This window comes from Bradyrhizobium amphicarpaeae, assembly GCF_002266435.3.
GTDB classification, from domain to species: Bacteria; Pseudomonadota; Alphaproteobacteria; order Rhizobiales; family Xanthobacteraceae; genus Bradyrhizobium; species Bradyrhizobium amphicarpaeae.
Genome location: NZ_CP029426.2, coordinates 6,108,305 through 6,124,335, shown reverse-complemented (window position 1 = coordinate 6,124,335; position 16,031 = coordinate 6,108,305). Strand labels below are relative to the sequence as shown.

Sequence of the window (16,031 nt, the reverse complement as noted above, 5' to 3'; positions counted from 1 at the left end):
CCGGTTACTCGTTGACGGCGTGGATCGCAGGTGCGATCGCCGCCTCGTTGCGATCGAAGCCGGCGCGCGTCTGCACCACGTAGAGCGGGCGGCGTTTCACCTCGGCATGGATGCGGCCGACATAAAGCCCCACGATGCCCGTCATTAGCATGTTGATGCCGCACAGCAGTGACACGACGACCATCGTCGAGGACCAGCCGGTGACCAGATGGCTGTCGTGGCTGAGCCACAAAAGGATCACCCAGCCGCCGTACAGCAAAGCCAGTCCCGAAACCGTCAATCCGCACCAGATGGCGAGCCGCAGGGGCAGATCGGAAAAGCCGAGCGCGGCGTTCATCGCGAGCCGCACCATCTTGAACAGCGGGTATTTGGTCTCGCCTGCTGCGCGCTCGAGGCGGTGGAAGGCGACCTCGGCCTGCCGGAAACCGAGCCAGGCGATCATGCCGCGCACGAAGCGGTCCTGCTCCGGCATCTGCCTGAGGGCGTCGAGCACCTTGCGATCGATCAGGCGGAAATCGCCGACGTCGGCGGGGATGCCGACGGAGGACATCCGGCCGAGCAGCCGGTAGAACAGGTGTGCAGTCGCGCGCTTGAACCGGCTTTCGCCCTCGCGCGACAGGCGGCGGGCGTGGACGACATCGTTGCCTTCCTTCCACTTCGCGATCAATTGCTCGATCACTTCGGGCGGATCCTGCAGATCGGCGTCCATGACGATGATCGCGTCACCTTCCGCGGCATCCATGCCGGCGGTGATGGCGACCTGATGACCGAAGTTCCGCGACAGGCCGATATAGCGGAAGCGCGGATCGCGCTGGGCGAGCGCCTGGAGCACGATCGAGCTGGAATCGCTGCTGCCGTCGTCGACGAAGATCGCTTCTGCAGGCCCGTCGAGCCGGGACAAGACCAGGTCGAGCCGGCGCAGCAGGACCGGCAGCACGGCTTCCTCGTTGAACACGGGGATGACGAGGCTGTAGCGGATCGATCTGGAATTGGCCGCCATGCGAGAGATTCCGGCTGGGTTGCAGGGGCGGAAGTCTATTCGCCGGTGGTTAAGGTCGCCTTGCCGGAACCGTTAAGGATTGGGCCGCAGGGGCGATAGGTAGCACTCGAAAAAGCGGGTTTGGCATTCTCCGTCAATCCGTGACGTGTCGGGGTCTGGTGCGGGGCCGGCGATGAAACCGATGAAAAAATCTCCTCTTCGATGTCGAACACGCCCCCAGCCATTCGTCTTCTCTGCATATCTCTAACGGAGGCGGTCGATGCTCGCGGTACCTGTCACACTTTCAACGATCAGCGTGCTCGCGATCGCCTATGCCTTCCTGAGCGTAGCCGTCGGACGGCAGCGCGGAGTGGCCAATGTCAGCTTAGGGCTGGGTTCCGAAAGCGTCGCCATCGGCCGAGAAAGCACTGCGTCTCCCTTGTTGGTCGCGGTTCGCCGGCACGCCCAGTTTGCAGAGTACGTACCGATCTCGATCCTTCTGCTGTTACTGTTGGAGATCAGCCACGCTCACCGGATCGCCTTGATGGTGCTCGCCGCGATGTTGATGGCATCCAGGTTGGCGATGGCGGCAGGCCTGGGGCGCGATACGCCCAATCCGCTCCGGACCGCGGGCAATCTCTTGCAATGGGGGATGATCCTGGCCTCTTCGGTCTACGGCATGGTCCTTGCCGTCCTCGCCGGCTGACGGGATGCGCTGGACCACCGTCGCGGGAATGTCGGAGATCATGCGGGGCGTCGGAGCCGTTAGAGCCGACGCCGGCCGCGCCGCTCGCTTTGGGGCGGACAGAGGCTTATGGCGTGCGGTGGATCTTGTAGAGAACAAATCGCTCCGAGCTATCCAGCACCTCCAGCAGGTCAGGCAGTGGGTTCGCGGCCGGCGGCCCAAGCACGTAGAGATAATCGAAATCGCGGTACCAGCTGCGGACGAATGGCGGAACGCCCGCCGGCGGTTGGCCTGTCGCGATCGCGGCAAGCAGCTCCGACGGCACCGGCCCCCCATAGGGAATGGCGAGACCGCGCACGTCCGCGCGTGGCCGCACCGGCTGCTTGCCCGCTTCCGTGAAGAGGTTAGGCACGAACGCGTTGGCATAATGCACGGCCAGCGTCGGTGCATAATACATCGGATACGAGGTGAGGTCGGCGAAGGGCGGGTCGCCATTGTCGCCCGTGCTGCCGACGAGGACTCGCGAGCCGCGCTCGATCTTGTGGAACGAGGCGATGATCGCCGCATAGTCGGCGCGGTAAGGCAGCCAGACCGCGAGGACGACGGCGAGATTGACCAGGATGATGCCGCTGATCGCGGCGAGCGCGGCCATTCTCCAGGCACGGCTTGGCAGCGACAGCGAGCAGAAGGCCGGCAGGATCAGAGCTGCGGCGGGAATGACGCGAAGGTCGACAAACGCGGTTCCGAACAGTTTTGAGGGAATAACGAGGTAGAGCAGCGCAAAGCCGGCCGCGAGCCAGATCCCGGCCGGCTCGAGCCTGAGGATGCCGCGCCGTGCGGCGAACAGCAACGCAATCATCAGCGCCAGCCCGGTCGCTGCCGCTGCCGTCAGATTGTAGCCGTTCAGGATACGCAGCGGCCAGATCGGCTTGAATCCGAAGAACCAGCTCGTCCCTTCGCTTCCGATCGAGCCCGCGGTCATTTGCATGATCCCGAACAACACGAGGGCCGGCAGGGCCAACGCGCCGAGCCGTGCGGCTGCGACCCGGTACGCTATTCCCTGTCGGCGAATGCGCGAGAGCTCGTAGAGGCCAAGCGTCGCGCCGTAGATGCCGAGCGAGAAGAAATGCGCCGCATACAGCGCGGCGACGAACAGCAAATTGGCGACGAAGCGCAGCGGCCAGGGGCCATCGGCCAGCAACAGGTAGATCGCGATGCCTGAGAGAGCGAGGCCGAGGCCGAACTCGAAATTCACGAAGCCCCAGCTGAACGGCAGGCAATAAAGGAAAGCGAGCGCAGCGAAGCCGGCAAGCTGGACCCGTCCCTTCCGGGTCCATTCCAGCAGCAGCGCGCCCCCGACGATCAGCAATTGGCTCAGCAGCAGAAACAGCCGGGTGGCGTTCTCGACGCTCATCAGCCGCGCCAGCTGCGGCACCAGCAGATCCATTGCAAGGTTGGGATAGAAGGCCCAGGCCACCTCGTAATGCGGATTGGCGTGGGGGGTGCCGTTCTGGCTCAGAATGTACATGCGGGCGAGATGGTTGGGGTAGTCCACCATCGCGGGAATGGGGGTCAGCAGCACCGGAAGAAACGAGACGGCCGCCAGCACTGCCAGAACCGCGATCGCCACGGACCGCTCCGAGCCGGGCCGCGCCGGGATTGTCGAGATTGGCTTGTCAAAAGAAGACATGTCGTGGGATTGCCGGGGTTTGAACGCGGTGCGCCAGGTCGCGTCCGCGTCGCATTTGGAAGGGCGTCTCACCGTTGCGAGTGGGCGCCCTCAGACAGGTCTCACTTCGAAGGCGTCGCGGTGGTGCTGTCCGCGGGGTCTCGCACATGGATCACGGCGACGTCGTCCGTATAGATCCGCTTCCAGCCCTTGAGCTGGTCGAGGATCTGCGGGCCCGGCGCATCGGCAACCAGAAGCGTTGCGTCGATCTTGTACTGGTCGAGCAGGCGCGGCAGCAATTCGGGCTTCTTGCCCTCCGTCGCCTTGAAGAAGTCCATGACGAATTTTTCGCCATAGAGCTCGGCACGGCCGTCGACGAAGACCGGAATGTTGCGCGAGATCAGATAGCCGCCGAACTGGTAGGCATTGAAGATGCGCTGCGCCTTGCGTTGCTCGAGTAGGTCGACGGCCGCTACCGGCGTATGCGTCGTCGTGAAGGCGAAGCGGTGGTGCCCCAAATAGAGTGACGTCGAGGTCCAGCCCGCCGCCACGATCATCAGCGCGCCAAGCGCGGTGACATAGTGGGCCGGCCAGCGCCCGGCGTCGGCGGCGTCAGGCACCGGGCGCGGGAACATCTCGCCGAGCGGCTTTGCCAGCACCAGCGGCACCAGGAAGGCAAATGCCTCGATGCTCCTGACATGGGTCAGCGCGCCCCAGGTCAGGAACAGGATCAGGAAGATCCGGGGCGCCGACAGCACCAGGCCGCGATAATAGCCGAATGCGATCAGGCCGAGCAGGGCGCCTTCAAATGGGGTGAAGCTGGAGAAGTTCGCGGGCATCCATTCGAAGATCAGCGACAGCAGCTCGCCGAGGCCGAGGATGTTGGTCGCGCCCAGCAGCGTCCGCCAGCCGTACGGCGTGAGGCAGCTCGCAATCAGCGCGCCGATTCCGAACAACACCCATCGCATGAACAGCGCAAGCCGTCGTCCCTTCTCGGCATGCTCGACAGCCTCGAGCGAGATCGGGCCGATCAGCGCGAGGCCCAGCACGAAGCCGCCATGCAAATTCGCCCAGAGCGCCATCAGCGGCAGCCAATACCAGGACGGCGCGCTCTTGCGGTCGGCAGCTGCCATCAGCAGTCCGACCCACGCCACCATGACCGGCAATGCCAGGATATGCGGGCGCGCCAGCACGTGATGGGTCGATAGCAGCAGCGCGAGCATCGCGAACAGCACGGCGCGTGGTGCCTCGATCTGCGCGTCGAGCAGATAGACCAGGATCGCGACCGTGATCGCGACCGCGATTGCGGTGAGGATGACGGGGCCCGCCCAGTCCAATTGCGCATGGGAATAGGCAAACAGCACCTGCGACAGCCACGACGTCGAAATCCATGGCGCGCCCGTGCGCGTGAACGAATAGAAGTCGGTGGTGGGCATGGCGCGGTGATCGAGGATCCATTGCCCGATCTTGACCTGCCAGAACGAGTCGGAGTCCTGGAGCCGCGAGTCGCCGAGGTAGAGGAAGAACAGATAGACGCCGGCACCGACGCACAGCGGCACCAGCGCTCGCGCGCGGCTCTGCGCCGCGATGCTGTTGGCAAAGGAAAGGGACATGCCGCCTCGTCGTCCTGTTGTTCTTGTCGCTCGCGCGAGCGGCATTGGACCACGGGCGGTCATAACTTCGGGTAAACCGGGCGGTCACGCTGGTTTCATGTCCCGACAATTTAACGGATCGTTTTCAATTTCAGTTTACCATCGACGAATACACGCAAACCGCTTGGTGTTTACGCAGTCGAATTAACTGCGGCGCAATTCTTTGCCTCTACGTTCGGGTTCATGGTCGGGAGGCGCTGGGAAGCCGAAAAGACCAGATCAGTTGTAGCCTCGTGTACTCATTTGGAGCACTCTATGAAGAACCTCGTTTCGCGTTTCCTGAAGGACGAATCCGGCGCCACCGCCATTGAATACGGCCTGATCGCTGCCGGCATCGCGCTGGCCATCATCACCGTCGTCAACAACCTCGGCACCACGCTGAACACCAAGTTCACCGCGATCTCGACCGGCCTCAAGTAAGACCGGACGAACTGGGAATTTCGGAGAGCCTCGTCCCTGACGGGGCTCTTTTCTTTTGGGGGCGCGGCTGGCAACGCCCGTCACGAAGCTGACAGTGCGGCTTGCAGGCCACGGCTCTGGCGCCCCAGTCCGATAGTCTTGACGCTCCACGCATTTCCCATCTTGTGTTCCCTTCTGAATAGTTGTTCAGTCCTTGCGGGGCGATTTGTATCGAAGTGAGTGGCGAAGCGTTTGGCCGCAGGGCGTGCGGCCGGCGTGTGGGACAGGAAGCGCGCCATGGTTTATCGGCGGACGCATCAAGTGGTGAAGCGCCTTGCGGCGCGGCGCAGTGCGATCTTGACGGCGGCACGGGAGACTGCAGCGGAAGGCGGGATGGCGGCGGTGCAGATCGCGCCGGTCGCAGTCCGGGCCAATGTCGCGGCGGGTACGGTCTACCGTTACTTTCCCTCCAAGGCCGATCTGATCTCCGAACTCATTGCCGAGGTCTCCCGCGACGAGCTCGCGGCAATCCGCCGGGCGGCCGATGCCGCGCCGGGGCCATCCACGGCGCTGGCCGCGGCGGTCACAACGGTCGCGGTCCATACCCTGTCGCAGCGGCGGCTGGCCTGGGGCATCCTGGCCGAACCCGTCGATGTCGATGTCAGCGCCTCGCGCCTGGCCAGCCGGCGGGAGATTGCCGGCGAGATCGCCGCCAGGATCGACGCCGCCGTGCGCGCCGGTCACCTGCCGGCGCAGGACACCGCGCTCGCCGCCACCGCCTTGCTCGGCGCGCTGCACGAAGCCCTGGTCGGGCCGCTCGCGCCTGACAATCTCGACGATCCCGTCAAGATGCGCGACGCGGTGCAGACCGTGACGCTGCTGGCGCTGCGTGCCGTCGGCGTCATGGACGCACGCGCCAGGGGTCTCGTGGTGCAGCAGACGCTGCTGCCGACCGCGAAGGCGCTGGTTGGGGCGTAGAATCCGCCCTGCGCGCGAGTGGCCGGCCTGACGGCGCAGAGGTCGTTGACCGAGCGAGCTTTTCCGCAAGACCGCAGCAAGATCGCCGGGCTCTCCGGCTACTTTGCATGGGGTTGTTTTTCCACTTTTTGGTTTGGCGGGCCTTGGGCCGACCTACATGTTGGCGTCGCCCTCGGGGCCGACCGAGGCGATGCGCACCATGTTGGTGGTGCCGGGGATGCCGAGCGGCACGCCGGCGACGATGATGACGCGCTGGCCGGCGCGGACGAAACCGTCCCGGAATGCGATCTGGCCGGCGCGGCTGACCATGTCGTCCTGGTCGCGCGCATCTTCCGCGACCACGCAATGCACGCCCCAGACCACAGCGAGCCGGCGGCCGGCGGTGATGTTCGGCGTGATCGCCACGATCGGCGGCTTCGGCCGCTCGCGCGCCACCCGCACCGCGGTCGAACCCGACGAGGTCCAGCAGATCAGGGCCGGAAGGTCGAGCGTCTCGGCGATCTGCCGCGCGGCGTCGGCAATGGCGTCGCCCGCAGTGGATTCCGGCGGGGGGCGCTGGGCGGTGAGCACGGAGCGATAAATCGGGTCGCGCTCGACCTCCTCGCCGATGCGGTTCATGGTCGAGACCGCCTCGACCGGGAATTTGCCGGCGGCCGATTCCGCCGACAGCATGATGGCGTCGGCGCCCTCATAGACCGCCGTGGCGACGTCGGACACTTCGGCGCGGGTCGGCACCGGCGACTGGATCATCGATTCCAGCATCTGGGTTGCGATCACCACCGGCTTGCCGGCACGGCGCGCCATCCGCGTCATCTGCTTCTGCAGGCTCGGCACACGCTCGAGCGGCAGTTCGACGCCGAGGTCGCCGCGCGCCACCATCAGCGCGTCGGAGGCCTCGAGGATGTCGGCAAGACGGTCGATTGCCTGCGGCTTCTCGATCTTGGCCATGACCGCGGCGCGGCCGCGGATCATCTTCTTGGCTTCGATCACGTCGTCGGCGCGCTGCACGAAGGACAGCGCGATCCAATCGACGCCCGTGACCAGTGCGGCCTCGAGGTCGGCGCGATCCTTCGGTGTCATCGCCGAGACCGCGAGGTCCGTATCGGGCAGGCTGACGCCCTTGCGATCGGACATCCGGCCGCCGACCACGACGCGCGTCACGGCGTGCTCTTTCGAGGTATCTTCCGCGATCAGCCGCACCTTGCCGTCGTCGAGCAGCAGCGCGTGGCCGGGTCGCAGCGCAGCCAGGATCTCCGGATGGGGAAGATTGACCCGGTTGGCATCGCCGGGCGTCTTGTCGGAATCGAGTGTGAAGGTCTGGCCGTTCTGCAGCTGCACCGAGCCTTCGGCGAAGGCCCCTAACCTGAGCTTAGGGCCCTGGAGGTCGACCAGGATGCCGATCGGCCGGCCATAGCTGCTCTCGACGTTGCGGATCGTCGCCACCAGCTCCCGCATCTTGTCATGCGGGGTGTGGCTCATGTTGATGCGGAACAGGTCGGCGCCGGCTTCGAACAGGCGGCGGATCATCGCGAGGTCTGAGGAGGCCGGTCCGAGCGTCGCGAGAATCTTGATACGGCGAAGACGCCTCATGGCTTATTTCCAGACGGTGGCGAGGGAGCTGGCGGGAGGCCAGGCGCGGCGGGGGGCGTACCACCGGGCGGGCCATTGGGCAAACCCGGAACCCCGCCGCCAGGGCCAACGGGACCCGGCAGGCCGGGCACACGCTGCTGCTGCGACGGCTGCTCGTTGGCGTCGGTGAGCTGCACCGTCCAGGCCCGCTGCTCGCCGGTGTCGACCTCGAAATAGCCGGTCCGGTCGTAGCCGCGCGCGAGGCAATCCTCGGTGCCGCGGATGGTGAACTCCTTGTCGCGCGAGCACATGAAAGCCTGCCCCGACCATTCGCCGCCGCGGTCATAGTCGATGGCGTAGATGTAATAATAACGGGCGACCAACGTTCCCCGCAGCAGGGTCTCGCAGGAGCGGGACGAGATGTTCCACCAGCCTTCGGTGGTCCAGCCGTCGGCGTCCTTGTAGCCGAGCGCAATGCCGACCCGGCTTGAGGTGTTGTTGCAGAGACGGAAATCGGCGGAGGCCGGGGTGGCGCAAAGGCACAGCAACGCGACCACCAGCACCGGGACCAACCGGGCGAGCAGGCGAAGCGGGGAGCGGGGAGATTCGGCGATCATTGTCGCGGAAGCTATATCAGATCATTGACGATTTGGCGTAGGGGACGAGGAACTGCCCCGAGGCCGGGTTCGGGTCCGTTTGCGCCGGGATATGGCAAAATCTGTGACAGGACCCACCTGATCCCGTAAGGGTGACCAGCACCGGGGCAGCCCAAGGGATATCGCCATGGCAATCGACGACAAAACCAGAACGGAGCTCGAGGCGGCCGCCTTCCGGCATCTGGTCGAACATCTGAAGGCGCGGACCGACGTCCAGAACATCGACCTCATGAATCTGGCGGGCTTTTGCCGCAACTGCCTGTCCAATTGGCTCAAGGAGGCCGCCGATGCGCAAGGCGTCGCCTTGAGCAAGGACGAGAGCCGGGAGGCCGTCTACGGCATGCCCTATGAGACCTGGAAGTCGAAATACCAGGGCGCAGCCACGCCCGAACAGCTCGAGACGATGAAGAAGGTCCACCCTCACAGCCACGAGCACTGAGCGGTCCTGCGAAGCCACGCCTGAGTCGCATCACACAACAGCTTTCTCGGCCTCGCCGCAGGAAGGTGTGGGCGCGCTGTGGACGAGCGCGATGCTTGCTTGAACCCGGGGGGGACGAACCCTAAGGGTTTTGCCAGCACGCGCGGTGGATGCCGGCGTCACCTCGTTTTGCCAGTTCCATTGGGAGTACCTAGATGGCCACCTCCGCCGCCGTCCGCGACGACGAGCCCGCGACGAAATTTGCCAAGGACCAGCTCAAGTCCATCATCGAGCGCATCGAGCGGCTGGAGGAAGAGAAGAAGGCGATCTCCGACGACATCCGCGACGTCTATGCCGAGAGCAAGGGCAACGGCTACGACGTCAAGGCGCTGCGTACCATCGTGCGCATGCGCAAGCAGGACCCCAACGAGCGCGCCGAGGCCGAGACGATTCTCGAGACCTACATGCAGGCGTTGGGGATGCTCTGAGGCATCCTGCCTCAAACACCGCCGCCGTAGCCCGGATGGAGCGCAAGCGAAATCCGGGCTCCAAGCCGTGCGTATTGCATTTCGTCCGTGAACGGAGACGCGAATGACTGCGCCACCGCTGCCGCGCGAGGTCAGTCGCGCCTTCGACGCCTTCCCTGCGCCGATCGGCAAGCGGCTGCTGCAGGTACGCGCGCTGATCTTTGCGATCGCTGCGGCGGACGAGCAGGTCGGCAAGCTCACCGAAACGCTGAAATGGAGCGAGCCCGCTTACCTGACCGGCGAGACCGGCAGCGGTTCGACGATCCGGCTCGGACGCCTGAAAGATTCCGACCACGCCGCCATTCTGTTCAATTGCCAGACGACGCTGGTCGATAGCTTCCGCGAGCGCTTTCCCGATCAATTCGAGTACCGGCAGACGCGGGCGCTGTTGTTGCCGGTGGCGGGCAGGCTGCCGAAGAGAGAATTATCCGTCTGCCTGTCGCTGGCGTTGACGTATCATCTGGACCGGCGGAGCAGGAAAGCGCGATAGGCGCACTTGTAGCCCGGATGACTGGATTCGCGGAGGGAGCTCGGCGCCTCAGCGCAGCGCGGCGGTGCGCATGACGAACGACGTCGTGTGGAGCTTCGCGGTCGCGCTGCCCGAAAAACTGTCGCAGGACAGGCCGTGCATGGGGTCGTCGGCAAAGCCCATCGCGATCACGGCCTGCGGCTTGACGAAATAGCCGCGCAGCGCAGCCGTATCGAGCTCGCCCATCAGCGTGACCGACATCGCGCGGCTGGCGCTCGGCGACAGCATCACGACCTTGAGCCAGATGCTCTCGCTCTTGGCGGCGGAGAGGCGGGTCGCGGTCGCGACCGCGCCGTCGACGTTCTTCCCGACCACCGTGTTGATTTCGGTGGCCTGAGCGATGCTGCGCGACGCAGGACGGGCGGAGCGCGGCATCGGCGCGGAGGCGGCGACGACATTGGCGCGGTCGACCGGGGAGGCGGCCGGCGCGTAAGCCAGCGCCTGAAGGGCCGCGTTGGATACGCTCGCGGTCGGTTGCGGATCGGTGGCGGCGGCAAGGGCCTGGCGGGCCCTCAGCGCAGCGACCTGCGCCGGCGTCGCCTGCTGCGGCGCGGCCGGGACATCATCCCAGAAGCCGCGGGCATTGATGATGTCGGCCGGGGTTTCCGGCTTGCCGTCGGCAGATTTGGGGGCCGGCTTGTCGGCCGCGGTCGCGGGCTTCGGTTTGGGCGGTGCGACGAGCTGCACGTCGGCCGACGCGAGCTGGATCGCGGCGGCAAATTGCGGCTTGGCGCGCGGCGTCGGCACCGGATCGGCGGGCCTGGCTGCGGCTGCGACCACGGTCGGCGCGGCTGCCGGCTTGGCGGCCGGGGCGCCCTCGTCATCCTCGTCGCTGCTGGCGGCCGGGGCCGGCTTGCCCTTGAACAAGGCGGCGAAGAAATTCGGCTTGCTGCCGGAATCGTCGGCATTGCCGCGCCGCTCGATCTCGGCCTTGGCGAGCTCATAGCCCTTCAGCGGCACGCCGTCAGTCGGCAGATGCACCGTCTTGCCGTCCGGGAACACGCGGGCGAGCTGGTCATGCGTCATGCGCGGCCAGTGCCGGATGCTGCCGGTGTCCAGATGCACGAAGGGCGATCCGGAGGTCGGATAGAAGCCGACGCCGCCGCGCTGCAGACGCAGGCCGGCGAAACGGATCTGCTCCAGCGGCACGCCAGGAATGTAGAAGTCCATCGCATGTCCCAGCATGTGCTGGCTGGCGCGCGCCACCCCGGAGGAGCGGCGGCGGAGCATGGCGTTGGTGGCGGGGGAGCGGTAGGACGAGATGATCTGGATTGGCTGCTTGGCGTCGACGTCGCGGTAGACGTCCCAGAGGATGTCGAAGAGGTGACGGTCCATGACCGTCTCGTCCTGGGTGCGCCAGTCGCGCAGGAAGTGATTGAGCTGCTTCAGCGCCGCCTCGTCGTAGCGGCCCTCGCGCTTGAAGGTGACGGTCAGGTCTTCGCCGGAATGGGTGTGGTGGAAGGAGAGCGTCTTGGTTTCGCTCAGTGCGGCGGCGTTATGGACTGAACCCGCGGCAGCAAGCAGCAATACGGCAGCGAGGCCGATCCGGGATCCGGCCTTCACTCCCGCATGGGACAACGACAGCACAGTAAATCGGCGTGCGAGACCAGTCAGCACGTGAGAGCCCACCCAGTCGACCAGCGTTCAAAATGGACTCTTCCGCCAACCCCGTTAGCGCGCGAAAGAGGGTGAACGCTTTCTTAAAGCGAGAAGGTTAATTCGAGGTTGACCTTCCCGCCCCCAAACCAAGTCAGAATACAAACCTAACCGGGTGAGTGTGGCAAAAAAACGCCCGCTGCCCCGAGCGAGGTGGACAATGGTTAACGTTAAACGGCCCCATCCATGGGACGGGGCCGTTGATTTCGTTGTAGAATTCAGAAAACTGTGGCCGCGCAGGCTTACCGGGTGAACACCCGCTGCTGCTGAGGCCGGCGGCCGACCGGAGCCGGCGGCGTGGTCGGGGCCCCGCCTCCGAACAGCCGCTCGAAGAAGTTCGGGCCGGAGGAGCCGAAGCCGCCGCCATTATTGGCAACCGCCACGCCAGAGGGCAGGGTCGTCGCCGGGCGCGAATAGCTCGGCTGCGAGTGCGCAACGACGGCTTCGAGATCCTTGCCGCGGTTGTTCTTCAGGATGTTGATCATGGTCGCGTCGCGGCCATAGACGTCTTTGCGGAACTGCAGCTTGCCGGCGTCGTCCACGAAGGCGGTCTGATAGGTGATGTTGACCGGGACCGGAATCGGGAATTTCAGGTCGATCTCGCTCTTGCCGTACATGCTGCGCACGCGCTCGGGCGTGTACTTCTCGTTCGGCATGGTGATGTTCAGCAGCACGGAGGCATACTGATCCGGATTTTGCACGCGCATGCAGCCATGGCTGAAGGCGCGTTCGTCCCTGGCGAACAGGTTCTTGTCCGGCGTGTCGTGCTGATAGACCAGGAACTTGTTCGGGAAGTTGAAGCGGATGCGGCCGAGCGCGTTGGCTTCACCGGGCGGCTGCGAGATGTGCACCGAGCCGTCGCGGTTCTGCTCGAGCTTGAGGCCCATGCGCTGGAGCACGGTCGGGTCCTGCTGAAGCGCCGGCAGGTACTCGTTGTAGACGATCGACGGCGGCACGTTCCAGGTCGGGTTGACCGTGATGTACTTCATCGTCTCGGTCAGCAGCGGGGTCGCATGCGTGCCTGGCTTGCCGGTGACGACGCGGGTGGTCCAGACCTGCTGGCCGCGCTGCATCACCTTCAGCGTGTAGTCGGGAATGTTGAGGATCACATAGGCATCGCCTAGCGCGGGCGCGCCGAGATCGCGCGGCAACCAGCGCCAGCGCTCCATGTTCACCAGCACCACGTCGATCTGCTTGTCGCGCTTGGGCGTGTTGAGCGCCTTGACCGTCTTGTCGTCGAGGACGCCGGTCGCCTTCATCTCTGCGCCGCTCTGGAATTTTCGCACGGCTTCGGCGACCGCTGCGTCGTAGCGGGTGTCGCCGGCGTTCTCGGTGAGGCCCAGCTTGGCGCGAAGCTGCGGCACGCGCGGATCTTCCACGACGATTTCAGCCTGCTTCTTGCGGGCCGGGGTGTATTTCAGCGCCGGGCCGTCGGCGATCTCGATCACCGGGCCGTTGCCCTGGCCGCGCAGCTCCGCGAGCTTGGCCTTCAGCTCCTTATAGAGCTTGTGCGGCGGATTGTAGCTGTCGAGCGCAGTGGAGGCATCCGTCGCGGTCGTGACCTTGGCGAGCACCTCGTTCGGGTCGACCGGATGCTCGGGATAGAGGATGTCGCCAGAAACCTGCGACCAATGCATGCGGCCGCTCTGGGCCTGGCGGGCGTAGTCGAACATGCTGGCGGTGAGCTTGAGCTCGGCATCGGCCAGCGCATCGGGCGTGGTGGCGCTGGCGAAATCCGGCACCGGATAATCGGCGGGATTGAGGCCGTCGGACGCGGCATCCTTCAGCCGCGCGATGACGCCCTTGGCAGCGACGGTCAGGCTGCCGCCTTGGGTCCAGACCGGCGCGAAGTCGCGTGCGCCATAGAATTTCTCGATCGCGGCGCGTTCGTTCTTGCGGTCGAAATGGCGCGAGGTCTTGGCGCCGATGATGTCCTTGAGCTTGTCGGCGACCGGCTGGTCGGCGGCGGGAACGTTGCTCGCGGCCTTCACGGGCTCAGTGGCAGGAGCCGCAGCCGTGGCGGGTGCCGCGGGCGCAGCCGGCGAGGCCGTCGCAGTGTCGGCCTTGGCAGGCTCGATCTTCGCAGGCTCTGTCTTGGCCGTTTCGCTCTTTGGCGCTTCGGGCGCGGGCGTGGTGGCGACGTCGGACGGTTTGGTCTCGACCTTGGCGGGTGCCGGGGCGGCGTCGGCCTTCACGGGCTCCTTTGCCGGCTCCTTGGCGGAGTCCTGGACCGTGGCGGTGGTGTCGAGCTTGATGTCGGCTGCGGTCGGGGGCGGGACGTTGGCCGGCTCCGGGCGCGGGATCGCCGCTTCGATCGCGAGCTCGGCGGCGCTGCTGCGGGCCTGATCCTGTGCCAGGGCCGAGCTGGCGGACACCGTGAGGAAGGTTGCCGCGACCGTCATCAAGACACGGTCGAAGCCTGCACGGTGGTTCAAACAGTCACGCATTGTGTCGCACCCCTCGGGTGAACTGTCCCTCGTGGAACAGCTTTGTTATCGCCTATTGAGCTTCGGCTAAACGGCGCCGGCCTCTCGAAAGTTGCACGCCTGCACGCAACGATTCCTACGCAGACGATATACAGGGCCCGGTTTTGCAGCCAGCGCTAACCGGGACAACTCACGCCAAACTGACTTCAAGGGAGCCTCTTGGCAACGGATTGTGCGCCTGCCCCCCGCGCTTTTCCCTGTGTCTGTCACTTCCAAGTCACGGTTCAAGTCACGGTCGAATTCCGTCGTCATGCGAACGGCTTACAGCCGGTCTCGCTTCGCCCTGAGAACCTCCGTTCGCATGAGGTTCAGTGCGTCTCCTCGCCGCTTTTCCCGCCGTGTCCGGGAACGCCGGCCTCGTCGAGTTTGCGGTAAAGGGTGGACCGGCCGATTTTGAGGCGGCGTGCCACCTCGGACATTTGGCCGCGATAATGCGAGATCGCGAAGCGGATGATCTCGTTCTCCATGTCGTCCAGGGCGCGGACGTCGCCGGTCGGAGTCAGCATGGCGAGAGTTCCCACGGCAGAGAGCGGCGCAATGGGTATTTCACCACCCGATACCACCGACGGAGACGCCGCCGGCTCGAGCATGAGCGGGGCGGTCGGAATCTCGGTGACGGGATGCGGTTGGGAGGCGAGCAGGGGGAAATCGCTGAGGCCGAGCTGGTCGCCCTCGCTCATCACCACCGCACGATAGACCGCGTTCTCGAGCTGGCGGATGTTGCCGGGCCAGTCGAGCTGGGCGAGGTGCGCCATGGCCTCGCCGCTGATGCCGGTGATCGCGCGGTTCTCCTCGGCGGCGAAGCGCGCCAGGAAATGGCGGAGCAGATGCGGGATGTCCTCGCGCCGGGCCCGGAGCGAGGGGATCGTCAGCGGCAGCACGTGCAGGCGATAGAACAGATCTTCCCGGAAGTGTCCCTGTTTAACCCGCTCCAGCAGCCGGCGATTGGTTGCCGAGACGATGCGGACGTCGACCTTGACGGGCTTACGGCCGCCGACCGCCTCGACCGCGCCTTCCTGGAGCGCGCGCAGCAGCTTGACCTGCGCGGTCAGCGGCAGCTCGCTGACCTCGTCCAGAAACAGCGTGCCGCCGTGGGCTTCGACGAATTTGCCCATGTGCCGCTCGGTGGCGCCGGTGAAAGCGCCCTTCTCGTGGCCGAACAGGATGGACTCGACGAGGTTGTCGGGAATCGCGCCGCAATTGACCGCGACGAACGGCTTTGCCTTGCGCTCGCCGCTGCCATGGATGGCGCGCGCGAACATCTCCTTGCCGACGCCGGAATCGCCTTCGATCAGAACGGGAATCGCCGAGTTCGCCGCCTTCTGCGCGGCACGCATCACGCCTGCCATTGCTTCGGAGCGGGTGATGATGTCGGAGAATGTCAGCCGGCCCTCGCGGCTGTGCCGGATGCGTTGCAATTCGCCCTTGAGTGCCGAGGCGTTGAGCGCGTTGCGCAAGGAGACCTGGAGCCGCTCCACACCGACCGGCTTGACCACGAAATCGGCCGCGCCCGCGCGCATTGCCGAGATCACGTTGTCGATGCCGCCATGGGCGGTCTGCACGATGACGGGGATGCTGAGTCCTGCTTCGCGGATTTTCGCCAGCACGCCCATGCCGTCGAGGCCGGGCATCACGAGATCGAGGATGACGGCGTCGATGGCCGGCGCGTCCGGGGCGGTCAGGGCGGCGATCGCGGCGTCACCGGAGTCCACGACGACCGTCTCATAGCCGCATTTCTGCACCATGTTCTCGACCAGCCGCCGGGCCACGGCATCGTCGTCGGCGATCAAAATACTGGCAGCCATGGTGTTCCCCGCACGCTACTACT

The 16,031-nt window shown here is 65.5% G+C and carries 14 protein-coding genes; 6 read left to right on the top strand and 8 right to left on the bottom strand.

All coding sequences use genetic code 11. The features are described from left to right. Positions 1-4: 4 nt before the first annotated feature. Positions 5-1,000: a glycosyltransferase family 2 protein gene (locus CIT40_RS28750; RefSeq protein ID WP_094893394.1), complete on the bottom strand. Its 996-nt coding sequence runs from the start codon at positions 998-1,000 to the stop codon at positions 5-7. Between the two features lie 259 nt (positions 1,001-1,259). Here CIT40_RS28750 and CIT40_RS28745 point away from each other — a divergent pair, with 259 nt between their 5' ends. Then, positions 1,260-1,685 carry an MAPEG family protein gene (locus tag CIT40_RS28745; protein WP_094893395.1) on the top strand — a complete coding sequence of 142 codons (426 nt, stop codon included), beginning with the start codon at positions 1,260-1,262 and terminating at the stop codon, positions 1,683-1,685. Between the two features lie 106 nt (positions 1,686-1,791). On the opposite strand, the gene CIT40_RS28740 is transcribed toward CIT40_RS28745, so the two are convergent. Both CIT40_RS28740 and CIT40_RS28735 read right to left on the bottom strand, forming a co-directional pair. Continuing rightward, positions 1,792-3,354, bottom strand: coding sequence for a hypothetical protein (locus CIT40_RS28740; protein WP_094893396.1), 1,563 nt, complete (start codon positions 3,352-3,354; stop codon positions 1,792-1,794). A 101-nt stretch (positions 3,355-3,455) separates the two neighbouring features. Next, positions 3,456-4,946: a hypothetical protein gene (locus tag CIT40_RS28735; protein WP_094893397.1), complete on the bottom strand. Its 1,491-nt coding sequence runs from the start codon at positions 4,944-4,946 to the stop codon at positions 3,456-3,458. A 294-nt stretch (positions 4,947-5,240) separates the two neighbouring features. On the opposite strand from CIT40_RS28735, the gene CIT40_RS28730 reads away from it, so the two are divergent. Further along, positions 5,241-5,405 (top strand): Flp family type IVb pilin, encoded by a 165-nt coding sequence (locus CIT40_RS28730; RefSeq protein ID WP_094893398.1) that lies wholly within the window; start codon positions 5,241-5,243, stop codon positions 5,403-5,405. 276 nt (positions 5,406-5,681) lie between these two features. Next, a complete protein-coding gene (locus CIT40_RS28725) occupies positions 5,682-6,362 on the top strand; it encodes a TetR/AcrR family transcriptional regulator (protein WP_094893550.1) in 681 nt (226 codons plus the stop codon). Positions 6,363-6,515: 153 nt separating this feature from the next. Here the strand turns inward: CIT40_RS28725 and pyk are convergent, their stop codons facing one another. Both pyk and CIT40_RS28715 read right to left on the bottom strand, forming a co-directional pair. Next, positions 6,516-7,952 (bottom strand): pyruvate kinase, encoded by a 1,437-nt coding sequence (pyk, locus tag CIT40_RS28720; protein WP_094893399.1) that lies wholly within the window; start codon positions 7,950-7,952, stop codon positions 6,516-6,518. Then, positions 7,949-8,548: a DUF1036 domain-containing protein gene (locus tag CIT40_RS28715; RefSeq protein WP_094893400.1), complete on the bottom strand. Its 600-nt coding sequence runs from the start codon at positions 8,546-8,548 to the stop codon at positions 7,949-7,951. Before CIT40_RS28715 ends, pyk begins: the two co-directional genes overlap by 4 nt. A 166-nt stretch (positions 8,549-8,714) precedes the next feature. Here CIT40_RS28715 and CIT40_RS28710 point away from each other — a divergent pair, with 166 nt between their 5' ends. From CIT40_RS28710 to CIT40_RS28700, 3 genes are all read left to right on the top strand, one after another. Then, on the top strand, positions 8,715-9,026 hold the full coding sequence (locus tag CIT40_RS28710) for a DUF1244 domain-containing protein (RefSeq protein WP_094893401.1): 312 nt from the start codon (positions 8,715-8,717) through the stop codon (positions 9,024-9,026). Between the two features lie 194 nt (positions 9,027-9,220). Next, positions 9,221-9,493 (top strand): DUF2312 domain-containing protein, encoded by a 273-nt coding sequence (locus CIT40_RS28705; protein WP_014492426.1) that lies wholly within the window; start codon positions 9,221-9,223, stop codon positions 9,491-9,493. 103 nt (positions 9,494-9,596) lie between these two features. After that, positions 9,597-10,022: a hypothetical protein gene (locus tag CIT40_RS28700; RefSeq protein WP_094893402.1), complete on the top strand. Its 426-nt coding sequence runs from the start codon at positions 9,597-9,599 to the stop codon at positions 10,020-10,022. 48 nt (positions 10,023-10,070) lie between these two features. Here the strand turns inward: CIT40_RS28700 and mepK are convergent, their stop codons facing one another. The 3 genes from mepK to CIT40_RS28685 form a co-directional block, all read right to left on the bottom strand. Next, positions 10,071-11,690: a peptidoglycan L,D-endopeptidase MepK gene (mepK, locus tag CIT40_RS28695; RefSeq protein WP_094893403.1), complete on the bottom strand. Its 1,620-nt coding sequence runs from the start codon at positions 11,688-11,690 to the stop codon at positions 10,071-10,073. 269 nt (positions 11,691-11,959) lie between these two features. Next, positions 11,960-14,164 (bottom strand): L,D-transpeptidase family protein, encoded by a 2,205-nt coding sequence (locus tag CIT40_RS28690; RefSeq protein WP_094893404.1) that lies wholly within the window; start codon positions 14,162-14,164, stop codon positions 11,960-11,962. 347 nt (positions 14,165-14,511) lie between these two features. Continuing rightward, entirely contained in the window at positions 14,512-16,008 is a 1,497-nt protein-coding gene (locus tag CIT40_RS28685) for a sigma-54-dependent transcriptional regulator (RefSeq protein ID WP_094893405.1), read from the bottom strand. Positions 16,009-16,031 lie beyond the last annotated feature (23 nt).

Excerpts from the sequence above, each read along its gene's own strand:
- CIT40_RS28715 (WP_094893400.1), bottom strand. The coding sequence starts at position 8,548 with ATGATCGCCGAATCTCCCCGCTCCCCGCTTCGCCTGCTCGCCCGGTTG.
- CIT40_RS28740 (WP_094893396.1), bottom strand. The coding sequence starts at position 3,354 with ATGTCTTCTTTTGACAAGCCAATCTCGACAATCCCGGCGCGGCCCGGC.
- CIT40_RS28735 (WP_094893397.1), bottom strand. The coding sequence starts at position 4,946 with ATGTCCCTTTCCTTTGCCAACAGCATCGCGGCGCAGAGCCGCGCGCGA.
- CIT40_RS28745 (WP_094893395.1), top strand. The coding sequence starts at position 1,260 with ATGCTCGCGGTACCTGTCACACTTTCAACGATCAGCGTGCTCGCGATC.
- CIT40_RS28710 (WP_094893401.1), top strand. The coding sequence starts at position 8,715 with ATGGCAATCGACGACAAAACCAGAACGGAGCTCGAGGCGGCCGCCTTC.
- CIT40_RS28690 (WP_094893404.1), bottom strand. The coding sequence starts at position 14,164 with ATGCGTGACTGTTTGAACCACCGTGCAGGCTTCGACCGTGTCTTGATG.
- CIT40_RS28685 (WP_094893405.1), bottom strand. The coding sequence starts at position 16,008 with ATGGCTGCCAGTATTTTGATCGCCGACGACGATGCCGTGGCCCGGCGG.
- CIT40_RS28725 (WP_094893550.1), top strand. The coding sequence starts at position 5,682 with ATGGTTTATCGGCGGACGCATCAAGTGGTGAAGCGCCTTGCGGCGCGG.
- CIT40_RS28700 (WP_094893402.1), top strand. The coding sequence starts at position 9,597 with ATGACTGCGCCACCGCTGCCGCGCGAGGTCAGTCGCGCCTTCGACGCC.
- CIT40_RS28750 (WP_094893394.1), bottom strand. The coding sequence starts at position 1,000 with ATGGCGGCCAATTCCAGATCGATCCGCTACAGCCTCGTCATCCCCGTG.
- CIT40_RS28730 (WP_094893398.1), top strand. The coding sequence starts at position 5,241 with ATGAAGAACCTCGTTTCGCGTTTCCTGAAGGACGAATCCGGCGCCACC.
- pyk (WP_094893399.1), bottom strand. The coding sequence starts at position 7,952 with ATGAGGCGTCTTCGCCGTATCAAGATTCTCGCGACGCTCGGACCGGCC.
- CIT40_RS28705 (WP_014492426.1), top strand. The coding sequence starts at position 9,221 with ATGGCCACCTCCGCCGCCGTCCGCGACGACGAGCCCGCGACGAAATTT.